Annotated in this window: 20 protein-coding genes, 2 tRNA genes and 1 riboswitch; of the genes, 5 read left to right on the top strand and 17 right to left on the bottom strand. The window is 68.5% G+C overall.

The genetic code is table 11. From position 1 onward, the window contains the following. The first annotated feature begins 55 nt into the window (after positions 1 to 55). Positions 56 to 1,168, top strand: coding sequence for a PP2C family protein-serine/threonine phosphatase (locus tag ACQPYK_RS37770; protein WP_433242271.1), 1,113 nt, complete (start codon positions 56 to 58; stop codon positions 1,166 to 1,168). Positions 1,169 to 1,185: 17 nt separating this feature from the next. Here ACQPYK_RS37770 and ACQPYK_RS37765 read toward each other — a convergent pair whose 3' ends face one another. Next, the gene (locus tag ACQPYK_RS37765) at positions 1,186 to 1,791 is read right to left on the bottom strand and encodes a response regulator transcription factor (RefSeq protein ID WP_433242268.1); all 606 of its coding nucleotides are present in this window, start codon (positions 1,789 to 1,791) and stop codon (positions 1,186 to 1,188) included. A 193-nt stretch (positions 1,792 to 1,984) separates the two neighbouring features. Between ACQPYK_RS37765 and ACQPYK_RS37760 the strand changes: the two genes are divergently transcribed. After that, positions 1,985 to 3,295 carry a M50 family metallopeptidase gene (locus tag ACQPYK_RS37760; protein WP_433242265.1) on the top strand — a complete coding sequence of 437 codons (1,311 nt, stop codon included), beginning with the start codon at positions 1,985 to 1,987 and terminating at the stop codon, positions 3,293 to 3,295. Between the two features lie 97 nt (positions 3,296 to 3,392). Then, positions 3,393 to 3,914: a MarR family winged helix-turn-helix transcriptional regulator gene (locus ACQPYK_RS37755; RefSeq protein WP_433242262.1), complete on the top strand. Its 522-nt coding sequence runs from the start codon at positions 3,393 to 3,395 to the stop codon at positions 3,912 to 3,914. Here ACQPYK_RS37755 and ACQPYK_RS37750 read toward each other — a convergent pair. The 15 genes from ACQPYK_RS37750 to ACQPYK_RS37680 form a co-directional block, all read right to left on the bottom strand. After that, a complete protein-coding gene (locus ACQPYK_RS37750; RefSeq protein ID WP_433242259.1) occupies positions 3,901 to 4,407 on the bottom strand; it encodes a DinB family protein in 507 nt (168 codons plus the stop codon). The two genes, ACQPYK_RS37755 and ACQPYK_RS37750, sit on opposite strands and share 14 nt — an antisense overlap. 167 nt (positions 4,408 to 4,574) lie before the next feature. After that, the gene (locus ACQPYK_RS37745; RefSeq protein ID WP_433242256.1) at positions 4,575 to 5,021 is read right to left on the bottom strand and encodes a hypothetical protein; all 447 of its coding nucleotides are present in this window, start codon (positions 5,019 to 5,021) and stop codon (positions 4,575 to 4,577) included. Positions 5,022 to 5,069: 48 nt separating this feature from the next. After that, positions 5,070 to 5,390, bottom strand: coding sequence for a hypothetical protein (locus tag ACQPYK_RS37740; protein WP_433242253.1), 321 nt, complete (start codon positions 5,388 to 5,390; stop codon positions 5,070 to 5,072). Positions 5,391 to 5,406: 16 nt separating this feature from the next. Next, positions 5,407 to 6,120, bottom strand: a complete 714-nt coding sequence (locus tag ACQPYK_RS37735; protein WP_433242250.1) for a hypothetical protein — start codon at positions 6,118 to 6,120, stop codon at positions 5,407 to 5,409. Positions 6,121 to 6,437: 317 nt separating this feature from the next. Next, on the bottom strand, positions 6,438 to 6,566 hold the full coding sequence (locus ACQPYK_RS37730) for a hypothetical protein (protein ID WP_433242247.1): 129 nt from the start codon (positions 6,564 to 6,566) through the stop codon (positions 6,438 to 6,440). Next, a complete protein-coding gene (locus ACQPYK_RS37725; RefSeq protein ID WP_433242244.1) occupies positions 6,563 to 7,171 on the bottom strand; it encodes a GNAT family N-acetyltransferase in 609 nt (202 codons plus the stop codon). The genes ACQPYK_RS37730 and ACQPYK_RS37725 overlap by 4 nt, the downstream gene beginning before the upstream one ends. A gap of 320 nt (positions 7,172 to 7,491) precedes the next feature. Next, positions 7,492 to 8,415 carry a coiled-coil domain-containing protein gene (locus tag ACQPYK_RS37720; RefSeq protein ID WP_433242241.1) on the bottom strand — a complete coding sequence of 308 codons (924 nt, stop codon included), beginning with the start codon at positions 8,413 to 8,415 and terminating at the stop codon, positions 7,492 to 7,494. Between the two features lie 53 nt (positions 8,416 to 8,468). Then, a riboswitch (cyclic di-AMP (ydaO/yuaA leader) is annotated at positions 8,469 to 8,604 on the bottom strand. A gap of 71 nt (positions 8,605 to 8,675) precedes the next feature. Beyond that, the gene (gene galT, locus ACQPYK_RS37715; RefSeq protein ID WP_433242238.1) at positions 8,676 to 9,755 is read right to left on the bottom strand and encodes a galactose-1-phosphate uridylyltransferase; all 1,080 of its coding nucleotides are present in this window, start codon (positions 9,753 to 9,755) and stop codon (positions 8,676 to 8,678) included. After that, a complete protein-coding gene (locus ACQPYK_RS37710; RefSeq protein ID WP_433242235.1) occupies positions 9,752 to 10,552 on the bottom strand; it encodes a DeoR/GlpR family DNA-binding transcription regulator in 801 nt (266 codons plus the stop codon). Before ACQPYK_RS37710 ends, galT begins: the two co-directional genes overlap by 4 nt. 84 nt (positions 10,553 to 10,636) lie before the next feature. Then, a complete protein-coding gene (locus ACQPYK_RS37705; protein ID WP_433242232.1) occupies positions 10,637 to 11,233 on the bottom strand; it encodes an HD domain-containing protein in 597 nt (198 codons plus the stop codon). 74 nt (positions 11,234 to 11,307) lie between these two features. Beyond that, positions 11,308 to 11,877, bottom strand: coding sequence for a TIGR03086 family metal-binding protein (locus ACQPYK_RS37700; protein ID WP_433242230.1), 570 nt, complete (start codon positions 11,875 to 11,877; stop codon positions 11,308 to 11,310). Between the two features lie 321 nt (positions 11,878 to 12,198). Then, a complete protein-coding gene (locus tag ACQPYK_RS37695; RefSeq protein WP_433242227.1) occupies positions 12,199 to 13,920 on the bottom strand; it encodes an ATP-binding SpoIIE family protein phosphatase in 1,722 nt (573 codons plus the stop codon). Beyond that, positions 13,917 to 15,503, bottom strand: a complete 1,587-nt coding sequence (locus tag ACQPYK_RS37690) for a phytoene desaturase family protein (RefSeq protein WP_433242225.1) — start codon at positions 15,501 to 15,503, stop codon at positions 13,917 to 13,919. The genes ACQPYK_RS37695 and ACQPYK_RS37690 overlap by 4 nt, the downstream gene beginning before the upstream one ends. Before the next feature lie 348 nt (positions 15,504 to 15,851). After that, entirely contained in the window at positions 15,852 to 17,213 is a 1,362-nt protein-coding gene (locus ACQPYK_RS37685) for a TrpB-like pyridoxal phosphate-dependent enzyme (RefSeq protein WP_433242222.1), read from the bottom strand. 181 nt (positions 17,214 to 17,394) lie between these two features. Further along, a tRNA-Gly gene (locus tag ACQPYK_RS37680) sits at positions 17,395 to 17,465 on the bottom strand. A gap of 89 nt (positions 17,466 to 17,554) precedes the next feature. Here ACQPYK_RS37680 and ACQPYK_RS37675 point away from each other — a divergent pair. Beyond that, positions 17,555 to 17,628: transfer RNA gene (locus ACQPYK_RS37675), tRNA-Pro, on the top strand. 122 nt (positions 17,629 to 17,750) lie between these two features. On the opposite strand, the gene ACQPYK_RS37670 is transcribed toward ACQPYK_RS37675, so the two are convergent. Further along, on the bottom strand, positions 17,751 to 18,260 hold the full coding sequence (locus ACQPYK_RS37670; RefSeq protein WP_433242219.1) for an ATP-binding protein: 510 nt from the start codon (positions 18,258 to 18,260) through the stop codon (positions 17,751 to 17,753). 243 nt (positions 18,261 to 18,503) lie between these two features. Here ACQPYK_RS37670 and ACQPYK_RS37665 point away from each other — a divergent pair, with 243 nt between their 5' ends. Continuing rightward, positions 18,504 to 19,370: a helix-turn-helix domain-containing protein gene (locus ACQPYK_RS37665; RefSeq protein ID WP_433242216.1), complete on the top strand. Its 867-nt coding sequence runs from the start codon at positions 18,504 to 18,506 to the stop codon at positions 19,368 to 19,370. The last annotated feature ends 208 nt before the right edge of the window (positions 19,371 to 19,578 follow it).

Below are 19,578 nucleotides of genomic sequence, written 5' to 3'. Positions count from 1 at the left end.
ATTGGTCAAGTGGGCTGCCCAAACGGGGTGGCGGCCCGATACAGTCAAACGCATTATGAGATCCCGCCCGGTCCCGCTGATCCCTCCGAGGCTCCGCGCTTTCTTGGTGCGGGTCCCCCTTCTGGTGCCCATCGTGCGATTCCTGCGCCATGGGCTGGCCCGCGACCGCAACCTGCTCATCGCGCTGATGGCGCTGACCCTGGCGAGCGGTGTCCTGGCCGCCCGGGTCTCCACGGAGTGGTTCTCTCCGGCGCTCATGATCCCGATCACCCTCGTCGGCGGCCTCCAGCTCCGGCTGCGCAGCCTGACCAAGCTGCTGTTCGTGGTCGCGGCGGTCCTGCTCTACGTGGGGGTGGCGCGCGGGGTGGGGCACATCGGTCCCGGCCTGCTGGCAACCTTCGGCTTCACCACCGTGCTGGCGGCGCTGATGGCCCGCACCCGCGGCAAACTCGGCGTGCAGGGGCTGCGCGGCGACGTGATGCTGCTGGAGCTGCGCGACCGGCTCAAGAGCCAGAGCGACCTGCCCGCGCTGCCCAAGGACTGGGCGTCGAAGGTGGTGCTCAAGCAGGCCGGCGGTTCCTCCTTCGGGGGCGATTTCCTGGTCTCCATGCGTGAGGGCGACATGGTGGAGCTCGCCCTGGTCGACGTGTCCGGAAAAGGGGTCGACGCCGGCACCAGGGCGCTGATGCTGTCGGGCACCTTCGGCGGCCTGCTCGGCTCGGTCACCGACTTCCTGCCCGCGTGCAACGCCTACCTGCACCGCCAGCGCGAGGCCGAGGGCTTCGTCACGGCCGTGCACGTGCGGCTCAACCTCGTCACGGGCGAATACGTGATCACCTCGGCCGGTCATCCGCCGGTGGTCAAGTTCGAGGCGGGCACCGGCACCTGGCGGGTCTCGCCGGCCAAAGGGGTGGTCCTGGGCGTCGTCCCGGACCTGCACTGCGAGCCGGACCGGGGAACGCTCCGCAAGGGCGAGGCGCTCATGCTCTACACCGACGGGCTGATAGAGCAGCCCGGCCGCGACATCGACTCGGGCCTCGACCGGCTGCTGGGCGAGGCCGACCGGCTGCTGCCCTCCGGATTCCGCGACGGCGCCCGCAACCTGGTCGCCTCGATGTCGGCGGGCCACAACGACGACTGCGCGCTGATCCTCATCTGGCGTCCCTGACCACGGCCGATACGAGGTCACAGCCACCCGGCGTCGCCGGCGATCCGCACGGCGTCGAGGCGGTTGCGGGCATGGGTCTTGCACATGATCCGCGACATGTGGTTTCGGACCGTTCCCACGGAGAGGAACAGCTGGTCGGCGATCTCGTTGGAGCGCGCCCCCCGGGCGGTGAGGCGCAGCACGTCCAGCTCCCGGCGGGTCAGCGGGTTCTCGGCCGACTCCAGGGCCGCCACCACGAGCTCCGAGTCCACCGCCCGGCGTCCGGCCGCGACGCGGCGCACGCCGTCCGCCAACTGCTCGGGCGCCACGTCCAGGCTCATGAAGCCGAGCGCGTGGACGGCGAACGCCCGGCGGACCTGGCCGGGGTTGGGGCGGCGGGACAGCAGCAGGACCCGGCAGCCGGGAGCCTTCTCGTGCAACCGCAGTGCCACGGCGAACCCGTCGACGCCGGGAAGGTCCAGATCGATGACCGCCGTGTCGGGCTCGTGCTTCAAGGCGGAGGGGACGACCTCCTCTCCGCTGCCCACATCGGCCACGACCTTCAAGTCGGCCTCGCACTCCAGCGACGCCACCAGGCCTCGCCTGACCAGAGGGAGACGCTCGGCCACCAGGATTCCGATCAAAACGCTCCTCTCACTCCTCCTCTCGGAGGGTGATCGAATGATCGCTTAACGTCAACAAAGTGTCTCCATTCGACAAAGCATCCGCAAGTAGATCGATCCAGAACGCTGGTTTTCAGGGGATCGCGGTCTTGGATACTTCGGCTAGTCTCTGATGGGGCATTGTCGGTGAATCCGCGACCGGGGGTATGAACCTGTGATCTGGCTCTCCGTGATCGGGGTCGTCATCTTTCTTCTGGGATTGATGGTGTCGATCGGGCTGCACGAGATCGGCCACCTGGTGCCGGCGAAGCGTTTCGGCGTCAAGGTCACGCAATACATGATCGGCTTCGGCCCGACCATGTGGTCGCGCCGCAGGGGCGAGACCGAGTACGGCGTGAAGTGGATCCCGTTCGGTGGCTACATCCGGATGATCGGCATGCTGCCGCCCCGGCCCACCGACGCCCCCGGCACGGTGCGTTCGGTCTCCACCGGGCCGTGGCAGGGCCTGATCGAGAACGCCCGCGAGGTCGCGCTGGAGGAGGTCCGGCCGGGTGACGAGGACCGGGTCTTCTACCGCAAACCCTGGTGGCAGAAGGTCATCATCATGAGCGGCGGCCCGGCGATGAACTTCGTGCTGGCGTTCGTCCTGTTCGCCATCGTCATCATGGGCTTCGGCGTTCCGGTGCTGAAGCCGGTCGTGTCGGGGATGACCAAATGCGTCATCCCCTACAGCGAGTCACTGAAGCCCGGCCGCACCTGCACCGCGGCCGACCCGCCGACGCCGGCGGCGCAGGCGGGCATCAAGCCCGGTGACAGGATCGTCGCGTTCAACGGGGCGCAGGTGGCTTCCTGGGAGGAGGCCACCAAGAAGATCCGGGCGAACGGCGCCGGACCCGTCACCGTCGGTATCGTGCGGGACGGCAAGCCGCAGACGCTGCACGTCACCCTGATCTCCCAGGACCGGCCGGCGGTCGACGACCCGAAGAAGATCGAGAAGAACGTCGGCTTCCTCGGCGTCGCCCCCACGCAGGTCATGGAGAGGCAGAACTTCGGCTACGTGGTCGGCCACATGGTGGATCTCACCGGCCGGGTCGCCGAGTCGCTGGTCAACCTGCCCAAGAAGATGGTCGGCGTCTGGAACGCCGCCTTCTCCGGCGAGGAACGCGACCCCAACGGCCCGATCGGCGTGGTCGGCGCCGGCCGGATCGGCGGCGAGATCGCCGCCTCCTCCGCACCCACCGAGAACAAGCTCGTCGCCCTGCTGAGCCTGCTCGCCGGCTTCAACCTGGCCATCGGCGTGTTCAACCTGATCCCGCTGCTGCCGCTCGACGGCGGGCACATCGCGGGCGGGCTGTGGGAGGGTCTGAAGCGGGCCTTCGCCCGGGTGACCCGCAGGCCCGAGCCGGCACACGTGGACATCGCCAAGGTGCTCCCGCTGACCTACGCGCTGGCCTTCACGATGATCATTCTGTTCGGCCTGCTCCTCTACGCCGACCTGGTGAACCCGGTCCGTCTCACCGGCTGACCCGCCGGGCCGCGGCGGGCGCGGGGAGGGCCGGCGGTGGGTTCAAGGTGGGCCCACGGTGGGCTGGTCCGGCCGTACCCGCCGGTAGGGTTGTTTCGTGAGGGACGGGACGCCGGGAGCGGCGATCGACGTGGCGCTGTTTCGACTACGCCGGATCTGGGCGCGGCCGTTGCGCGCGCGCAAGCTCGGAGACCCGCAGCGGCCGGTGCAGCTGTCGAACGTGATGGTCGTGCACGCCGTGCACAAGCTGAGCCTGGACGTGCCCGAGGTGACCGTCGGCGCCGTCGCCGAGCAACTCGACGTGGATCCCTCCACGGCCAGCAGGCTGGTCAACGACGCGATCGGCGCGAGGTTCGTGGAGCGCGAGGAGTCCGCGGTGGACGCCAGACGGGCTCGGCTGGTGCTGAGCGAACGGGGACGCCGGGTGCTGGAGGTGGTCGTCCGCCACCGGCGGACCTACCTGGACGGGCTGATCGCCGACTGGGACCGGACGGACCGGGAGGCCTTCGCCCGGCTGCTCTCCCGTTTCGCCGAGGCGGCGGTGGCCCGCCCGGCGGACCTGGCCGACCTCGACCAGGTGATCGCCGATGCGATCGAGGAGCCCACTACTCTCCGGTGACGCCGTCGATCTGCTCGCGGATGACGTCGGCGTGGCCGTTGTGCCGAGCGTACTCCTCGATCATGTGGATGAGGATCCAGCGCAGCGAGACGTTTTCTCCCCTGCGCTGCTGCTTGCCCACGGTGTCCAGAGGCAGCCCCGCGCAGAGTTCGCGGGCATGGTCGATCTCGCTCTGCCAGCGGGCGAACGCCTCCTCGGCCGAGGCGGTGTCCACCAGGTCGAAATCACCGTCGGGATCCTGGTCGGACCAGTAGATCCCCGAGGTGTTCTCGCCGTTGAGGATGTTGCGGAACCAGTGGCGCTCCACCTCGGTCATGTGGCGGACCAGGCCCAGCAGGGAGAGGCTGGAAGGTGCGATGGAGCGCAGGCGCAGCTGCTCCTGCGACAGTCCGGCGCATTTGACGGCCAGGGTCTCCCGGTGCCACTCCAGCCACGCGTGCAGCATGGGGCTTTCATCGGCGATGTAGGGGGGATCGACGCGGTTGTCAGTCATGGGACTTCATCTTGTCGGCGCGCGCGGTCGCTGTCATGTCGTTTGTCCGCACCCTGGGGCGCCGGCACACGCCGCCGGTCGTCCCCCGTCATGGTCTTGCCGTACGGCTCGACCGGGCGATCCTCGCACCGGCCCGGTTCCTGTATCGGATCGGGCCGCTTCCGAGATCAGCCGAGGACGCCCTCGACCGCGGCGTTCGTCACCCTGTCGAGCGCGCGCTGCCCGGTCTGCTTGATCAGGGGGGCCGACATGCCGCCGATCCCTCCCAGAGCGACGGCTTCGGCGAGCGCGGTGGCGACGAGGCCGTACTGCAGGAGCGTGATGGCCTTGTGCGCGAGCACGATTCCCGCGCTCAACTCCAGGCCGAGGCCGGCGACGCGCATTCCACGGGTGGCGTCCAGGAGGTTCCTGTTCGGCCCTTCGGGATGGTCGAAGTTCTTCACGAAAGCGGCGATGTCCTCGCCCCGGTTGGTGGCTGCGACGGCCTTACAGCTCCCATCCCCGTCGGCCAAAGGCTCCAGCAGGCGATCGGCGTGCCCGTAGTGCGCTCCGCCCATGGCCATGAGGCCGTTCTCGTCGCCGTCCGGAAAGAGGTATTCCAAGAAGTTTCCCACTGCGGAAAGCGGGCCTTCTGGAAGCTCAAATCCCACTCGTCATCACCTTCACGCCAGGAGGCCGTCGAAATTCTCACCCGAGCGCTGGTCGCACGCGCGATACGTGGCGACCGTCGCCCGTAGACCGCTCTGGTAGGCGCGGTACTCGTCCAGGTTGGATCGCGCGCAGTCACTGATCATGTCGTGCACACCTCCATAGCACATGCCGATCGTCTGGCCGACGGCGTTGTTGGTGCCCCATGGCTGGCCGTAGGACGCCATCTCCTCGAGAAAGGTCTGCAGCCCGGCCTGGGTCCGTGCGTGGGCGGAGGCGATCCCCTCCGCCGAACGCCGCAGTTGCCGGTAGTCGATTTCCACCTCGGCGCTCACATCGCCCTCCTCGCTCTCACAACCGGGGCTGGACGCCGTCCATGAACGCGTTCAGCGCCTGTCCGTACGCCCGCATCTGCATGACGCCCGATTCCTGGAGCTCTCCGATCCGAGCCATGATCTTTTCGGGATCGGCTCCGCGGCGCTCCTGCAGCCTCTGCTCCACCTCGTCGATGGCCAGATTGACCGCGCGCACCAGATGATCGCACAACTGCGCTTTATCGGACATCGCCCGCTGCTGGATCGTCACCGACACGAGCCTGGGCCCGGGCCTGCAGATGGCGTGGACCATGCGGCGGTCGGTGAACCCCTCGCCCAGCGGTTCCTCCGCCTCGTCGAGGGCCACTCCGCCGACGGCCTCCAGCATGTCGATCAACTGGTCGAACATCTGCCGGAAGTCCAGGCTCGGCACGTCGGAGGCGACTTCCACCTCCTGCCGGAGTCTCCGGACGCTCGCCTGCACCGAGCCGGCGAGGTGGCTCATCCGCGCGTCGAGATCGTCGCGAATCTCCCTGAACTGCCGTGCCAGGGCCAGCGGATCGATCACCGGGAGAGGGTCTCGCCCGGCCGACTGGGCGGCGAAGTCGTCCAGCGCGGCGTTCACGGCTGAGAGCACGTGACCGGCCAGCTCCTCCGGAGCGGGGAGCGCCGACCGCGCGCTCATGGTGAGCGAGGTGAGCCGCCCGTCGGTGACGACCGCCCGGACACGGTCTACCCCGATGCCACGCATACCGGACTCCCGCCTCTTCTCCCGCTGAACTCGTGTCGATCTTGATATCACATGATCGTCCGCTTGACCGCGGCTGGGTCTTCGCCCGCGGGTGAATCGCGAGGGGCCGGTTTCCGCGCCGTAGGATGAACGGGCATCGATCGGACCCGCGATCGATTGCTCACGGCAGTGTGGAATCCACTTTGTCTGCCGTTCCATTGCTGCCCGGCTTTCTGGGCATTCTTCAGTGAGGGAGCTCCAAGCCGGCATCTTTCAGCGGTTTGGGGGTCGGAATCCCCTCGACCGAGAAGAGGCCTTTGCCGGCTCCGGCCGGAATCCTAGACATCGGCGACGGCCGTGCCGGTCACGACGTCGTGGAACGGGCCGACGGCCTTCGCCGCCGCACCCTTGATCCTCATGCGGTGGGAACCGATGAGCTGATCTCCCGTTGGCCGGTTCGTTCTCATGTTCCTTCGCGCCTCATGATCCACTGCGGAAGGTGGACGCGGGCCCGCTGCAGCGGTGGTGGAGTCTCTGCCTCGCCGACGATCACGAAGTCGTGTCTCCTGTAGAACTCGACCGCGGAGGTGTTTTTCGCCACGTGCAAGCTCACGGGCGCCACGGGAGGGATGTCGTTCAGAACCGTGCTGAGCAGCCGGTTCCCGTTTCCGTAACCCATTCGGCTGAACATGACGTACAAGCCGCTGAGCTCCATCCCGGAACTGTCGGGTGAGATCTCGGCGAACCCGATGATCCGGTTGTTGGATCGGGCCACGTACAGGCCGTCGCTGCCGGCGTCGGCCTTTCTGCTCCATTCGAGGATCTTGCGGGGCGTGAGGTCGTGTCTGACGAACTCGGAGAGAGCGCTGACGTCCATCCCCGGGACCTCGGCGTAGGTGGACTGAAAAGAGGATCGGTGGGCCTGGAGGATGCCCACTCCGTCGCCCGGCCTTGCCCGGTCTATCCGCACCGAGGGCCAGGCGACGTTACCGGTGGTCGTGCTCGGGTGGCGCAGGAACCTCTCGGCGGCGCCGAAGATGCCCCTGCCGGGCCTGACGGGAATCCTAGACATCGGCGACGACCCCGTTGAGCGCGATGCCGCGGATCGGGCCGCTCGCCTTCGCCGCCACGCAGGCGACCGGCGGCGAGATGAGCGGCGGATCCGTCCGACGCGTGGCCGGCTCCCGCGGGGCCGGCCGCGCCGACGCCACGAGACGAGGCGGGCGGGCGCGTTGTGACGAGTCCGATCGGACGAACCGTGATCTTGCCATACGCCATGCCCGTTCTTGATCGTTCTGTCGGTGAGAAGACAGGTTCGCACGAACTGCCCGTGGCGTACAACTGATCACAGCAGCGCCGGAAACGAGGCCGGGGCACGGGGGAAGGGGCGGGTCAGAACATCGAGATGTGGACGTGGTCGAAGTGGTTGGCGGTGACGCCGCCGCGGTCGGACATGGCGCGCCAGCCGGTGCCGGAGTTGATGCGCTGGCGCCAGATCACGTACTTGACGCCTAGGTTGGCCCTGTTCTTGAGAGCCCAGGCGGCGATCTCCTCGCCGAGCTTGACGTGGTCCGCCGAGGGTGTCGAGCCGCCGGTGCTCATCATGAAGTCGCAGGCGCGGCCGAGCGGGTGTTCGCCGCCGTCGTTCTCGGAGCGGTAGCAACCGATCTCGTACGGCAGGGCGAAGCGCTTCTCGATCGCCTCGCGCATGATCCGGGTGCGGTCGGTGATGTTGTCGGCGCCTGCGGGGAGCTGGGGCGCCCAGCTGCCGTCGGAGCGTCGGCCGGAGCCCGTGGGGGCGAGCGCGTCGAGCTTCTCCTCGATGGCGTCGATCACCTTCTCGGCGTCTTCGCGCTGGGCCTCCACCACCCCGGCCTCCTCGCCGATCTGCTCGGTGAGCAGGGCCGCCTTCTCCGCCGCCTGCTTCTTCAGATCGCGGCTTTGGGCGAAGACCTGTAGCTGGCTGCTCTGCTGGGCGGTGAGCTGCTCCATGATCGCGGCGCCGCCCATGTTGGTGGAGAACAGCATCGAGGGCAGGGTGGTGAAATCGCTCTGGTAGCGGAGCCGGGCGATGGAGTCGACCTGCTTTTCGGCTTCGGTGTAGGCCTCCTCGGCCTTGCGCAGGTCCGCCCGGGCGGCCGTCTCGGCGGCCTGGGCCTTCTTGAGGGACGCGCGCTTGGCCGCGTAGGCCTCGATGAGCCCGTCGACCTTCTTGTTCAGCTTGGCCAGTTCTGCGCGGAGCCGGGACTCGTCCGGCTTGGGGGTCGCGTTACCCACGGTCGCCGTGCCGAAGGTGAACGCAAGGACCGAAACCATGGAAACGGCCAAAGCCGTATGGCGACGGAACGCGGGGGACAGAGCCGCCACGACTCTCCTCTCCTACCGCCTACCGGGTTAGCTGACGGGTTCGGGCTGGAGGAAGCCCTTCCACCGAAGTGGTTCACCCCAAATGCGATGGGTCCCCGGCTCCCGGGCGATGCGCCCGGAATTAGGCATATCGGACATTAGGTCCGATGTGTGAGGATGGTAGTGGTAAACCCTGAGTAACGCGACCCCAATCTGATGCTAATCAGTGATCAGTTTGTGACAACAGATCGCAAAAGATGTGCCGTCTCCTCGGGGAGGACGTCGTTCACGAACGCCCCCATGCCCGACTCCGATCCGGCGAGATATTTCAGCTTGCCCGGCGCCCGGCGGACACTGAACAGCTCCAGGTGTGCGTAGGAAAGGTCGCGACCGGCGTTCACCGGCGCCTGATGCCAGCCCGCGACGTACGGCATGGCCACGCCGAACAGGCCGTCCAGCCGGCGGAGCACGTCCGTGTAGAGCGGTCCGAACGCCGCGCGCTCGGCGGCCTCCAGTCCGCCCAGGTCGGGGACCTGGCGGTGGGGGTAGATGTGGATCTCCACCGGCCAGCGTGCCGCGGCGGGGACGAAGGCCGTCCAGTGCTCGTTGGAGGCGATCACGCGGACCCCCGCCTCGCGCTCGGCGGCGAGCACGTCGGCGAACAGGTTGCGGCCCGTTCGTTCCCGGTGCCGTTCGGCCGCGCCGAGAGACAGCTTGGTGCGCGGGGTCACGTAGGGGTAGGCGTAGATCTGGCCGTGCGGGTGGGTCAGCGTGATGCCGATCTCCGCTCCCCGGTTCTCGAAACAGAACACCTGCTCCACACCGGGCATCGCCGACAGCTCCGCCGTACGGTCGATCCAGGCCTCCATGACCAGCTCGACCTGGTCGGCGGAGAGCTCGGAGAAGGAGGAGTCGTGGTCGGAGGTGAAGCAGACCACCTCGCACCGGCCGATCCCCGGGCGGACCTCGCTCAGCCCGCCGACCTGGGAGTATTCGCCCAGCTGAGCGGAGAAGGACGGGAAGCGGTTTTCGAAGACGACGACGTCGTAGGCCGGTGAGGGGATCTCGGTCGAGTGGCCGGGGGTCGACGGGCATAGCGGGCACTCGCTGGCCGGGGGGAGGAAGGTGCGGCCCTGGCGGTGGCCGGCCACCGCGATCCACTCCTCGGTCAGCGGGTCGTAGCGCAGCTCGGAGGCCGCGGGGCGGGGCGGCAGCTCGCGCTCGTCGATCGTGCTGCGGTCGGCGTCGTCACGCCGGTCGAAGTAGAGCAGCTCGCGGCCGTCGGCCAGGTGGGTGATCGTGCGTTTCATCGGCTCAGCGCCTCGCTCTCCGGCTGCGGCTCGGTGATGATCAGCTCGCCCACCTGTGCGGTGAGCTCGTCGCGGGCCTCGTCCGACAGGCCGGAGTCGGTGATCACGACGTGGGCCTGGGCCAGCTCGGCGATCGTGCTGATCCCCACCGTCCCCCACTTGGTGTGGTCGGCGGGCACCACGAGGCGGTGCGCGGAGGCGACCAGCTCGCGGTCGGTCTCCGCCTCCAGCAGGTTCGGCGTGGTGAACCCGGCGCGGGCGTTCATCCCGTGCACGCCGAGGAACAGGGTGTCCACGTGGAGCCTGCGGATCGCCGCCACGGCCACCGGGCCGACCAGCGCGTCCGAGGGAGTGCGGACGCCGCCGGTCAGCACGACGGTGCGGTCCGTGCGGGGAGAACGGTGAAAGACGTCGGCGATCCGGATCGAGTTGGTGATCACGGTCAGGTCGGGCACGTCGATCACGAAGTGGGCCAGCGTCCAGGTCGTCGTCCCGGCGGACAGGGCGATCGCCGTGCCGGGCCGGACGAGCGCCGCGGCGTGCTGGGCGATCGCCTCCTTCTCCGCCTGCTGACGCATCGACTTGGCGGCGAATCCGGGCTCCTCCGTCGAGCCGGGTCCGGCGGCGGTGGCCCCGCCGTGCACCTTTTCCACCAGCCCGCGCTCGGCGAGCACCTCCAGATCCCTGCGAATCGTCATGTCGGATACGCCGAGCTCACGTACGAGGTCGGCGACCCTGACCCCACCACTGCTGCGCACCCGCTCCAAAATCGCCTGCTGCCGTTGTTGGGCGAGCATTGATCCACTCCTTAATCAAACAGATTCCACCAAATTATCACAGAGAGGCCAGGTGATCGGTGTTGAATCCTGGTGAATAGTCGCTCACAGGCGCTCAAGCTCGGCATGGATGTTCGCCCTGGCCGGAGCCTCCAGGTCGGCGATGCGGAAGATCACCGGTAGGTCGAGCAGCGAGCGGAGTACGGCCTCCCGGCCGCGCCGGAAGGCGTCGTCCGGCACGAAGGAGTACTCCTGGCGCACGGCCGCCGCGTAGGCCGCGTAGACCTCGGGCGGAGCGGCCAGGATCGCCAGGTCGGCGTCGCAGAGTACGGCGCCGTCCGCGTCGTCGGGCGCGGGGTCGTGTGTGAGGGTGAGCCTGACCAGCCGGGCCACGGTGGCCACCGCGTCGGCGGACAGCCCCATCTCGGGCAGCGCGCGCTCGGCCAGCCGGGCGCTGCGCTCCTCGTTGTCGCCGCGCCGCGGGTCGTAGACGGCGTCGTGGAACCAGGCTGCGAGCCGTACGAGGTCGGGGTCGGCCGCGCTCCCGGCCAGCGTGTCGACATGGTTCAGCACGGCCTCCAGATGGTCGGTCGTGTGATACCTGCGGTGCGGCTCGCCGTACCGGGCGATCAGCTCCCTGCCGAGGCTCTCGGCCTCGGGCCCTGTCAGGGACCGCCAGCGGTCCATCAGTTTCGCGCTCATGCGGGGAGCCTAGGAGCACGGCCGGTGACCGTGTTCACCACCCCGCGAGCGGGAGCGCCGGAGACGGCGGCCCGCTAGCTGCGGCGACCCCATGAGGCGAGCAGCCTGGTCTGGGGATCGGTGTCCGGGTCCACCTGTTGCGGCTCTCCTATGACACCGGCCTGGCGGTAGCCCTCTTCGGCGTCGGCGAACCAGGCCGCGCAGGCCTCCACCAGCTCGGGGTCGAGCCGCTCGTCGGCGCCGATGGCGCGGGCGAGATCCCAGGTGTGGATGAGGGCGTCGGCGAACAGCTCGTTGACGTACTCCCCGGCGGGCACATCGCCGAACGACAGGTGGACGACGCGCGCCAGCGCGCCCTCCTCGCTCGCCGCCTGGGCGGCGGCCACCGCCGAGATGTCGAACGCCTTCAACGGGTCGTCACCGAGCAGATCACCGTCGAAGGCGTCGCCGACCTCGGAGACGGTCCGCCCGGCGAGAAGCTCCGGAGCCCACCGGTTCTCCGAGACCACGTGGTTGACCAGGGCACGCACGTCCCAATCCACGCACGGCGTCTGGTTGTCCCACTGTCGCGGCCCGATCCTGTGCACAAGAGCGCCGAACCCGTCCAGCGTGCGTCGGTAGGCCTCGCTTATGTCAATGCTCATCGTGTCCTCCCGAGTCGTCATTTCGACCGTAACTCCTGGGCGGGACGTAGTCATCGCGCTCGCGGGACAGGGCCGGACGGCGCGAGCGGGCCGGGGCCGCGCCGGAACCGGAGGCGTCCGCGGCCTCCTGCGCGGCCCGTCGGACCACCCTTCTGACCAGCGGCCGGCCGTCAGCACGCCGAAGGCCGGGACCGGACCGCGACCTCTCCCGCCCGGCCTTCCACCACGCGGTGGAAGGCCGCGCCGGGCGTGGATCGCCTTCGTGTCTTCGCCGCCGCCCCTCGGCGGGGCCGGCGGCTCCCCGTACGCCGGGGCCGTGCCTCACGGCAGACTCTGCTCCATCCAGACGACCTTGCCCTTGGGCGTCAGGCGGGAGCCCCAGCGGTGCGCCAGCCAGTTGATGAGATGCAGCCCTCGGCCGGTGTCGTCGCCACTGCCGGCTTCGCGCATGACCGGCATCGTCAGGGAACGGTCGGTCACCTCGCACACGAGCGTCGGGCCGCGCAGCAGGCGCAGCCCGACCGTGCCCGAACCATGCTTGATCGCGTTGGTGACCAGTTCGCTGATCATGAGTTCGGTGGCGTCGGCGATCGGGTCCAGCCGCCACTCGGCCAGCGTGGCCCGGACGAACCGGCGGGCCGCGGAGGCGGAGCGGGGATCCGGGGGAAGGTCGATCTCGACGATGTCGTCCTCGCTCAGCTCGCGCACCCTGGCCAGCAGGAGCGCGATGTCGTCGCGCTCGTGTCCCGGGCGCTGCGCGTCGATCGTGAGGTCGCAGACCTTTTCCAGGTCCTGGTTCTGGCCGGCGAGCAGATCGCACACCATGCCGATGCCCTCGTCGATGTCCCGGTCGCGGCTCTCCACCAGGCCGTCGGTGTAGAAGGCCAGGATGGAGTCGTGCGGCAGGGTGAGCTCGCGCATCTCGACCGTCTCGTTGCCGATGCCGAGGGGAAGGCCGGGCGGCAGCTCCAGCAGCTCGGGCTTGCCGCCCGGCCGTACCAGGATCGGCGGCACGTGTCCCGCGGAGGCGATCGAGCAGGTTCGCGTGACCGGGTCGTAGGTGGCGTAGACGCACGTCGCGATCTGGGTGGCGTCCAGGTCCTGGCTCATCCGGTTGAGCCGGAACAGCACCTCGGCCGGGCTGAGGTCGAGGCTGGCCAGCGTACGGGCGGCCGTGCGCAGCTGACCCATCGTGGCGGCCGCCCTGATGCCGTGCCCCATGACGTCGCCGACCACGAGGGCGACCCGGCAGCCGGGCAGCGGGATCACGTCGTACCAGTCGCCGCCCACCCCCACCAGGTCGCTCGCGGGCAGATAGCGGGAGGCGATCGTCAGGCCCAGCGGCTGGTAGAGGTCGGCAGGGAGCAGGCTGCTCTGCAGGGTCAGCGCGGTACGGCGTTCGCGGTTGTAGAGGCGGGCGTTGTCCAGGCAGACCGCGGTCCTGGCCGCCAGCTCCTCGGCGAGGGCGATGTCCTGCTCCTCGAAGGGATCACTGTCGGGCCTGCGGGTGAAGATGACGAAGCCCAGCACCCTGCCGCGCGCCTTCAGCGGGACCACCAGGAACGAGCTGTCCTCCAGCACCTTGGTCACCGAGTCGCGCTTCCAGAAGCGCCCGATCTCATCGGCGGTGCGGCGGCCCAGCCGAGGGTAGAGGATCGGGTTGCCGGTGGCCATGCACCTGGCGTAGGGCGTCCAGGCGTCGTAGACGGCGACCTCGTCCACCGGGAACGCCCTGGCGTACTCGCCGGGAGCGGGGTCGGACACGCCGACCGCGATCCGCCGTACCAGCGCGGTGCCGTCGGTGGTGCGCTGCGGGAACTCCCCGTCGGTCATGAGCCGGTCCTGCACCAGGATGCCGGCCGCGTCCGCGAAGCGCGGCACGGCGACGTCCATCAGCTCCCTGCCGGTCTCGAACATGTCCAGGGTGCTGCCGATCCGCTTGCTCGCCGCGTTGAGCAGCGACAGCTGCTCGTGCATGGTGGCGGGACTGCTCATCCGCGGTGCCGCTGCCGCCGGATCCTTGGCGACGAACCGGCGGTTCACTCGCTCCACCGCGGGGCCGGGACCGGAGTCCACCAGGTGGTGAGTTCGAGGTCCTCGGCGATGGCGTTGGCGCCGTTGTAGCCGGGGGCCGCGGAGACCGAGCCGCCGGGATGACTGCTCGCGCCGCACAGGTAGAGGCCGTCGATCGGGGTGCGGTACTGCCCGAGCTCGGGAACCGGCCGGTTACCGCCCATCTGGACGGGCTCGTAGGCGCCGACGTGGTGGCTGCCGCGGACCATGTTGATGCAGTGCCGCTCGATGTCGAGCGGTGAGAAGACCCGTTTGCCGAGCACGGCGCCCCTAGCGAGATTGGGGGCGTATTCCGCCCATTCCATAAGTAACCTTTCGCCCACCTCCTCACGGCGCCGATCCCAGTTGCGCGGATCGCCGTCCAGATCGTAAGGCGCCCACGGCCACCAGAAGGCCACGTGCTTGCCGTCCGGCGCGTAGGAGGGATCGAACAGTGAGGGGCAGGCGCCGTTGCCCGCCAGACGATCGGGCAGCCGTCCCTGATGGATCTGGTCGAAGGTACGGCTGAGCTGCGCGCTGTCGTCGGCCCCGAGGACGACGAGGAAGGCCCGGTCCACGTCGGGCTCGAACTCGGCCGCCAGATAGCGCGGCGCCTCCTCCAGCGCGAGATGCAGGCTGACCAGGCTGTGCCCGGCCCATTTGTAGCCGTCGACCTTGGCCGCGAGTTCGGCGCCGAAGTTCTCCGGGCCCGCCAGCCGTACCGTCTGGGGGGCGTCCACCGCGCTGACCACGAACCGCCGCGCGTGCAGGACGTCGCCGGTGGCCAGCCGTACCCCGGTGGCCCGGCCGTCGTCGACCAGGATCCGCTCGACGTGCGCGCCGGTGATCACCGTGCCGCCGTGCTCCTCGATGGCGCCGCGCAGCGCGTTCGCGACGTTGACGGCGCCGCCCACGGGCACACCGAGTCTGGCGATGCGAGACAGCAGACGCGGCAGGAAACCACCGGTACCAGGCACGTTCTCGATCGAGATCGCGTGCAGGAAGGACTTGAACAGCACCCTCACCTGTTCGCTCTCGAAGTTCTTGTCGACGGCCTCGTAGAGCGACAGGGGCATGTAGCTCAGCAGGTCGCGGCCCAGATCGCCCCGGAGGCGTTCGGCGAGCACCGATGGCGGCAGCGGCCTGGAATACAGGAAACCGTTCATCAGGTCCCTGGCCGCCTCGGCGTAGCGCTCGTGCAGCTCCAGCCAACGGTCCGCGTCGGAAGCGGAGAACCGGGCGAAGGACTCGGCGGTGCGCTTGGGGTCGGTGTAGACCGTGATCGCGCGGCCGTCCCTGAAGACCGTGGAGTGCTGGGTCTCGGGATAGACATAGCGCAGACCGTGGCGCTGGAGCTCGAGATCGGCCGGGACCGGTCCCTCCTCCAGGAAGTGGTAGCTGCTGTGGGTGTTGTGCCGGAACCCGGGGAGGGTCAGCTCCTGGGTGCTGCAGCCGCCGCCCGCCTCGTCGTTGCGCTCGACGACCGCGATGGAAAGGCCCGCCCTGGCGAGATAGGCGGCGCATGTCAGCCCGTTGTGACCGCCACCGATGATCACGCCGTCGAACCCCGCCACGTTCTCCTCCAGTGCGACTTGACTGCCGTTCGTGGAGAATTGTAAAGAACGATCTACACTCGGGTCTTCGTTTGACGGAGATTTATGGATATTTATCGATCTCCGTCACATGCTGCCGGTATGTGGCATCGCCGTCAAGATCGTCCTGTCCGGCGACGCTGGCGGCTTCCGATCCGTAAGGCCGAGGCGACTCCTGCCGTTCGTGAGATCGTGCGTGCGAGGTCGGGTGTGAGGCCGTTCGTGAGGTCGGGCGTGCGAGGTCGTGCGTGAGATCGGGCATGCGGGATCAGGCATGCGGGATCGGGCATGTGCGGCCGCCCGCGTGAGGCGAACCCGCAACCCGGGCCTCTACAGGTCGGGCAGGCCGGCCAGCGCCGCGTCGATCCGGTCCTGGGGGAGAGGGAAGTCCTCCATCCGACCGGACAGGTAGCGGTCATAGGCGTTCAGATCGAAGTGCCCGTGCCCGCACAGCGCGGTCAGCAGGACCTTCGCCTCACCGCTCTCCCGGCACCGCAACGCCTCGGCGATGGTCTCGGCCAGCGCGTGGGCCGGTTCGGGGGCCGGGAGGATCCCCTCCGTCCTGGCGAAACGCAGCCCTGCCTCGAAGCACTCGGTCTGGCCCTTTGCCACGGCCTCGAACATCCCCAGCTCGTACATGTGGGACAACAGGGGAGACATGCCGTGATAGCGCAGGCCGCCCGCGTGGATCGGGTCGGGGACGAAGGCGTGGCCGAGCGTGTGCATCTTCAGCAGCGGCGTGAACCCGGCCGTGTCGCCGAAGTCGTAGGCGTAGGTGCCGCGGGTGAGCGACGGGCAGGCTTCCGGCTCGACCGCCCGGATCACCGGGTTCATCCGCCCGGCCAGCCTCTCCCGCAGGAACGGGAAGGTGAGCCCGGCGAAGTTGGAGCCGCCGCCGGTGCAGCCCACGATCACGTCCGGCACCTCGCCGAACGCGGCCAGTTGCTCGATCGCCTCCTCGCCGATCACCGTCTGGTGCAGCAGGACGTGGTTCAGCACGCTGCCCAGGGCGTAGCGGACGTCAGGCCTCGATCCGGCCACCTCGACGGCCTCGCTGATCGCGATGCCGAGGCTGCCCGGTGAGTCGGCCTGCTCGGCCAGGACCCTCCTGCCCGACGCGGTCAACGGGGACGGGCTGGCGTGCACGGTGGCGCCGTACACCCGCATCAGACTCCTGCGGTGCGGCTTCTGGTCATAGGAGGCGCGGACCATCCAGATCTCGCACTCGATGTCGTACTGCGCGCACGCGAACGCCAGCGCCGACCCCCACTGGCCGGCTCCGGTCTCCGTGGTGAGCTTCCCGATTCCTTGCCGCGCGTTGTAGTAGGCCTGCGGGACGGCGGTGTTCGGCTTGTGCGAGCCGGAGGGGGAGCCGCCCTCGTACTTGTAGTAGATCCTGGCCGGGGTGCCGAGGGCGCGTTCCAGCCTGCGCGCACGGATCAGCGGCGTCGGCCGCCAGAGCCGGTAGACGTCGCGGACGCCCTCCGGGATCGCGACGAAACGCTCGGTGCCGGCCTCCTGGTCGATGAGCTCCATCGGGAAGAGCGGCGCGAGGTCGTCCGGCCCGACCGGTTGCAGCGTGCCCGGGTGGAGCGGCGGAGGAGGAGGGGCGGGCAGGTCGGCCGCGATGTTGTACCAGGTGCGGGGGATGCGGGACTCGTCGAGCAGAACTCGGGTGGCTTCGGCCATCATGCGCCTCCACAGGTCGGATTCACCCAGTGTCGGCGCAATCACCGTCCGTGGCCCACGCTTTGCGTTTTTCGTTCTTCATCTCGTGAGGCGTGCGCGTCACGGTTGCGAAAGATCGTAAAGTTTTGGAGAAAGCGAAAGGCCAGGCCACCGGATACCGGTTGACCTGGCCTTTCGCCATCTGAGCGGACGACGGGAATCGAACCCGCGTAGCCAGTTTGGAAGACTGGGGCTCTACCATTGAGCTACGTCCGCGCGAGCCGGTGTCAGTCTGGTCTAGACTTCATCCGGTCGTCAGGGCGTAATCGTACCGGAGTTCCGGAGCGGGCGCGTACCCGACGGACCGGGGTGTGGCGCAGTTTGGTAGCGCACCTGCTTTGGGAGCAGGGGGCCGCAGGTTCAAATCCTGTCACCCCGACACGAAGTACGAGCTCGAAGGCCGTTTCCGATCGTGGGAAACGGCCTCGTTCGTTTTTCGGGGTCGTCGGCCCTCTGGCCGAAATCCGTCGCGCGGGGTCGGACGGTGTCGCCGAAGCGGGGTCAGGCGGTGCCGCTGAAGAGGGCCCAGACGGCCTTGCCGCCGCGGTTGAGGTGGTCCCAGCCCCAGCACTTGCTGTAGGTCTCCACGATGTAGAGGCCGCGGCCGTTCTCGGAGATGAAGTCCGGCTCCTTGGGGGTGGGGACCTCGTCGCTGGGGTCGGCCACGGCGAGGAGCACGTGGGGGGACAGGTGCAGCAGCATCAGGGTGATGGGGGTGGTCTCCACCTGACTGGGCGGGCACAGCGCGTAACGGACCGCGTTGGTGACCAGTTCCGAAACTACTAGCGCTGCGTCATCGCTCAGTTCCGACAATCCCCAGTCGCTCAACGTCGAGCGGGTCACGTCTCGGGCGGTCTTCACCGAATCGGCCTGTCGGGGGAGCGGGCATGCCGTGGCGTCGGAGTGATTGGCCGCGAGCAGCTCGTCGAAGCCGACGTCGCGAGTCGCCTGCAGGTAGTCGGCAGCCGATTTTGGCTCCTCCACCATCCTGCCGGTACCTCCCGCTGTCATCGTGAGTCTCCGTGCCAGTTGTGAGTTTTCAGAGCCTGTGCACCATAAGCCCAATATGCACTAAGCCATCATGGGTCACCGGAACGCCCGCTGCAAGACCCAAATGCACGTGCAGTTGCAATGTGCAGCCGCATGGGCGGTTACGACAGGAGGTTGGCGAATCGGACACGGTGTTGAGACCTTGTCATCGCGGCCGGAAGTAGTGACACTGTGTGCGCTGGCCCAATTGAAGAGGGAGGCGAAGTGACGCAGGTTCAACCGGGATCAGGTCCCACAGCTCTGCGTATCCTTTTGGGCTCCCAACTGCGCCGGCTGCGCGAGGCCAAGGGTCTGTCCCGGGAAGAGGCCGCGCATCTGATTCGGGGTTCCGAATCCAAGATAAGCAGGATGGAACTCGGCCGCGTCGGCCTGAGGGAACGCGACGTCGCCGACCTGCTCACCTTCTACGGTGTGGAGGACGAGACGGCTCGGGCGGCGGTGATGGACCTCCTGCTCAGGGCCAACGAGCCCGGCTGGTGGCACCGGTTCAACGACCTGCTGCCCTCGTGGTTTCAGACCTACGTCGGACTGGAGGAGGCGGCCTCCCGGATCCGCACCTACGAGGTGCAGTTCGTGCCGGGCCTGCTCCAGACGAAGGAGTACGCCAGGGCGGTCATCACCGCGGGAAGCGCCGGGATCGCCCCCGAGGAGATCGCCCGCCGCGTCGACCTGCGGATGGAGCGCCAGCAGGTGCTCAACCGGCCCGATGGGCCGTTCTTCTGGGCGGTCGTCGACGAGGCGGCCCTGCGGCGCCCCATCGGCGGTGCCGAGGTGATGCAGGCGCAGCTGGAGCATCTGCTCGAGCTCATGCGCCAGCCCAACATCACGATTCAGGTGATGCCGTTCAGCTTCGGCGGCCACAGCGCCGAGGGCGGCGCCTTCAGCGTGTTGCGCTTCAACGACCACGAGCTTCCCGACGTGGTCTACGTCGAGCAGCTGGCCAGTGCGCTCTACCTCGACAAACGCGAGGAAGTCGACCGCTACAGCGAGGTCATGGAGCGGTTGTGCGCGGTGAGCACCACCCCGAGCGAGACGACCGACATCCTGCGGCGCATCATCAAGGAGAACTGAACAAGCAGCGGTCGCTCCGAGGTGTAGGTCTGCCCTAGACTGGCCAGCGGCGCTGGACACCCGCCACAGTGGAGCATGCCCTAATCTCGCATGTCTCGACGGCTGTGCCCGGTGCCGCTCATGTGGGCGCGGCGCGCGAGCTTGCCGCGGTAGCCGTACGACTTGACGCGCCCGCGATCACTCGAAGCTTGATCAAGGAGACCACCCC

The sequence above is a fragment of the Streptosporangium sp. CA-135522 genome, from assembly GCF_050949235.1.
In the GTDB taxonomy this organism is placed as follows: domain Bacteria; phylum Actinomycetota; class Actinomycetes; order Streptosporangiales; family Streptosporangiaceae; genus Streptosporangium.
Note: the sequence above shows the minus strand (reverse complement) of the source record. Positions and strands in the feature narration are given on the sequence as shown.

What these genes read in the sequence shown, in the direction of transcription:
- ACQPYK_RS37710 (WP_433242235.1), bottom strand. Translation starts at nt 10,552, where the DNA reads ATGCTCGCCCAACAACGGCAGCAGGCGATTTTGGAGCGGGTGCGCAGC.
- ACQPYK_RS37725 (WP_433242244.1), bottom strand. Translation starts at nt 7,171, where the DNA reads ATGTCTAGGATTCCCGTCAGGCCCGGCAGGGGCATCTTCGGCGCCGCC.
- ACQPYK_RS37720 (WP_433242241.1), bottom strand. Translation starts at nt 8,415, where the DNA reads ATGGTTTCGGTCCTTGCGTTCACCTTCGGCACGGCGACCGTGGGTAAC.
- ACQPYK_RS37705 (WP_433242232.1), bottom strand. Translation starts at nt 11,233, where the DNA reads ATGAGCGCGAAACTGATGGACCGCTGGCGGTCCCTGACAGGGCCCGAG.
- ACQPYK_RS37730 (WP_433242247.1), bottom strand. Translation starts at nt 6,566, where the DNA reads ATGAGAACGAACCGGCCAACGGGAGATCAGCTCATCGGTTCCCACCGC.
- ACQPYK_RS37750 (WP_433242259.1), bottom strand. Translation starts at nt 4,407, where the DNA reads ATGACTGACAACCGCGTCGATCCCCCCTACATCGCCGATGAAAGCCCC.
- ACQPYK_RS37670 (WP_433242219.1), bottom strand. Translation starts at nt 18,260, where the DNA reads ATGACAGCGGGAGGTACCGGCAGGATGGTGGAGGAGCCAAAATCGGCT.
- ACQPYK_RS37700 (WP_433242230.1), bottom strand. Translation starts at nt 11,877, where the DNA reads ATGAGCATTGACATAAGCGAGGCCTACCGACGCACGCTGGACGGGTTC.
- ACQPYK_RS37735 (WP_433242250.1), bottom strand. Translation starts at nt 6,120, where the DNA reads ATGCGTGGCATCGGGGTAGACCGTGTCCGGGCGGTCGTCACCGACGGG.
- galT (WP_433242238.1), bottom strand. Translation starts at nt 9,755, where the DNA reads ATGAAACGCACGATCACCCACCTGGCCGACGGCCGCGAGCTGCTCTAC.
- ACQPYK_RS37770 (WP_433242271.1), top strand. Translation starts at nt 56, where the DNA reads ATGAGATCCCGCCCGGTCCCGCTGATCCCTCCGAGGCTCCGCGCTTTC.
- ACQPYK_RS37685 (WP_433242222.1), bottom strand. Translation starts at nt 17,213, where the DNA reads ATGATGGCCGAAGCCACCCGAGTTCTGCTCGACGAGTCCCGCATCCCC.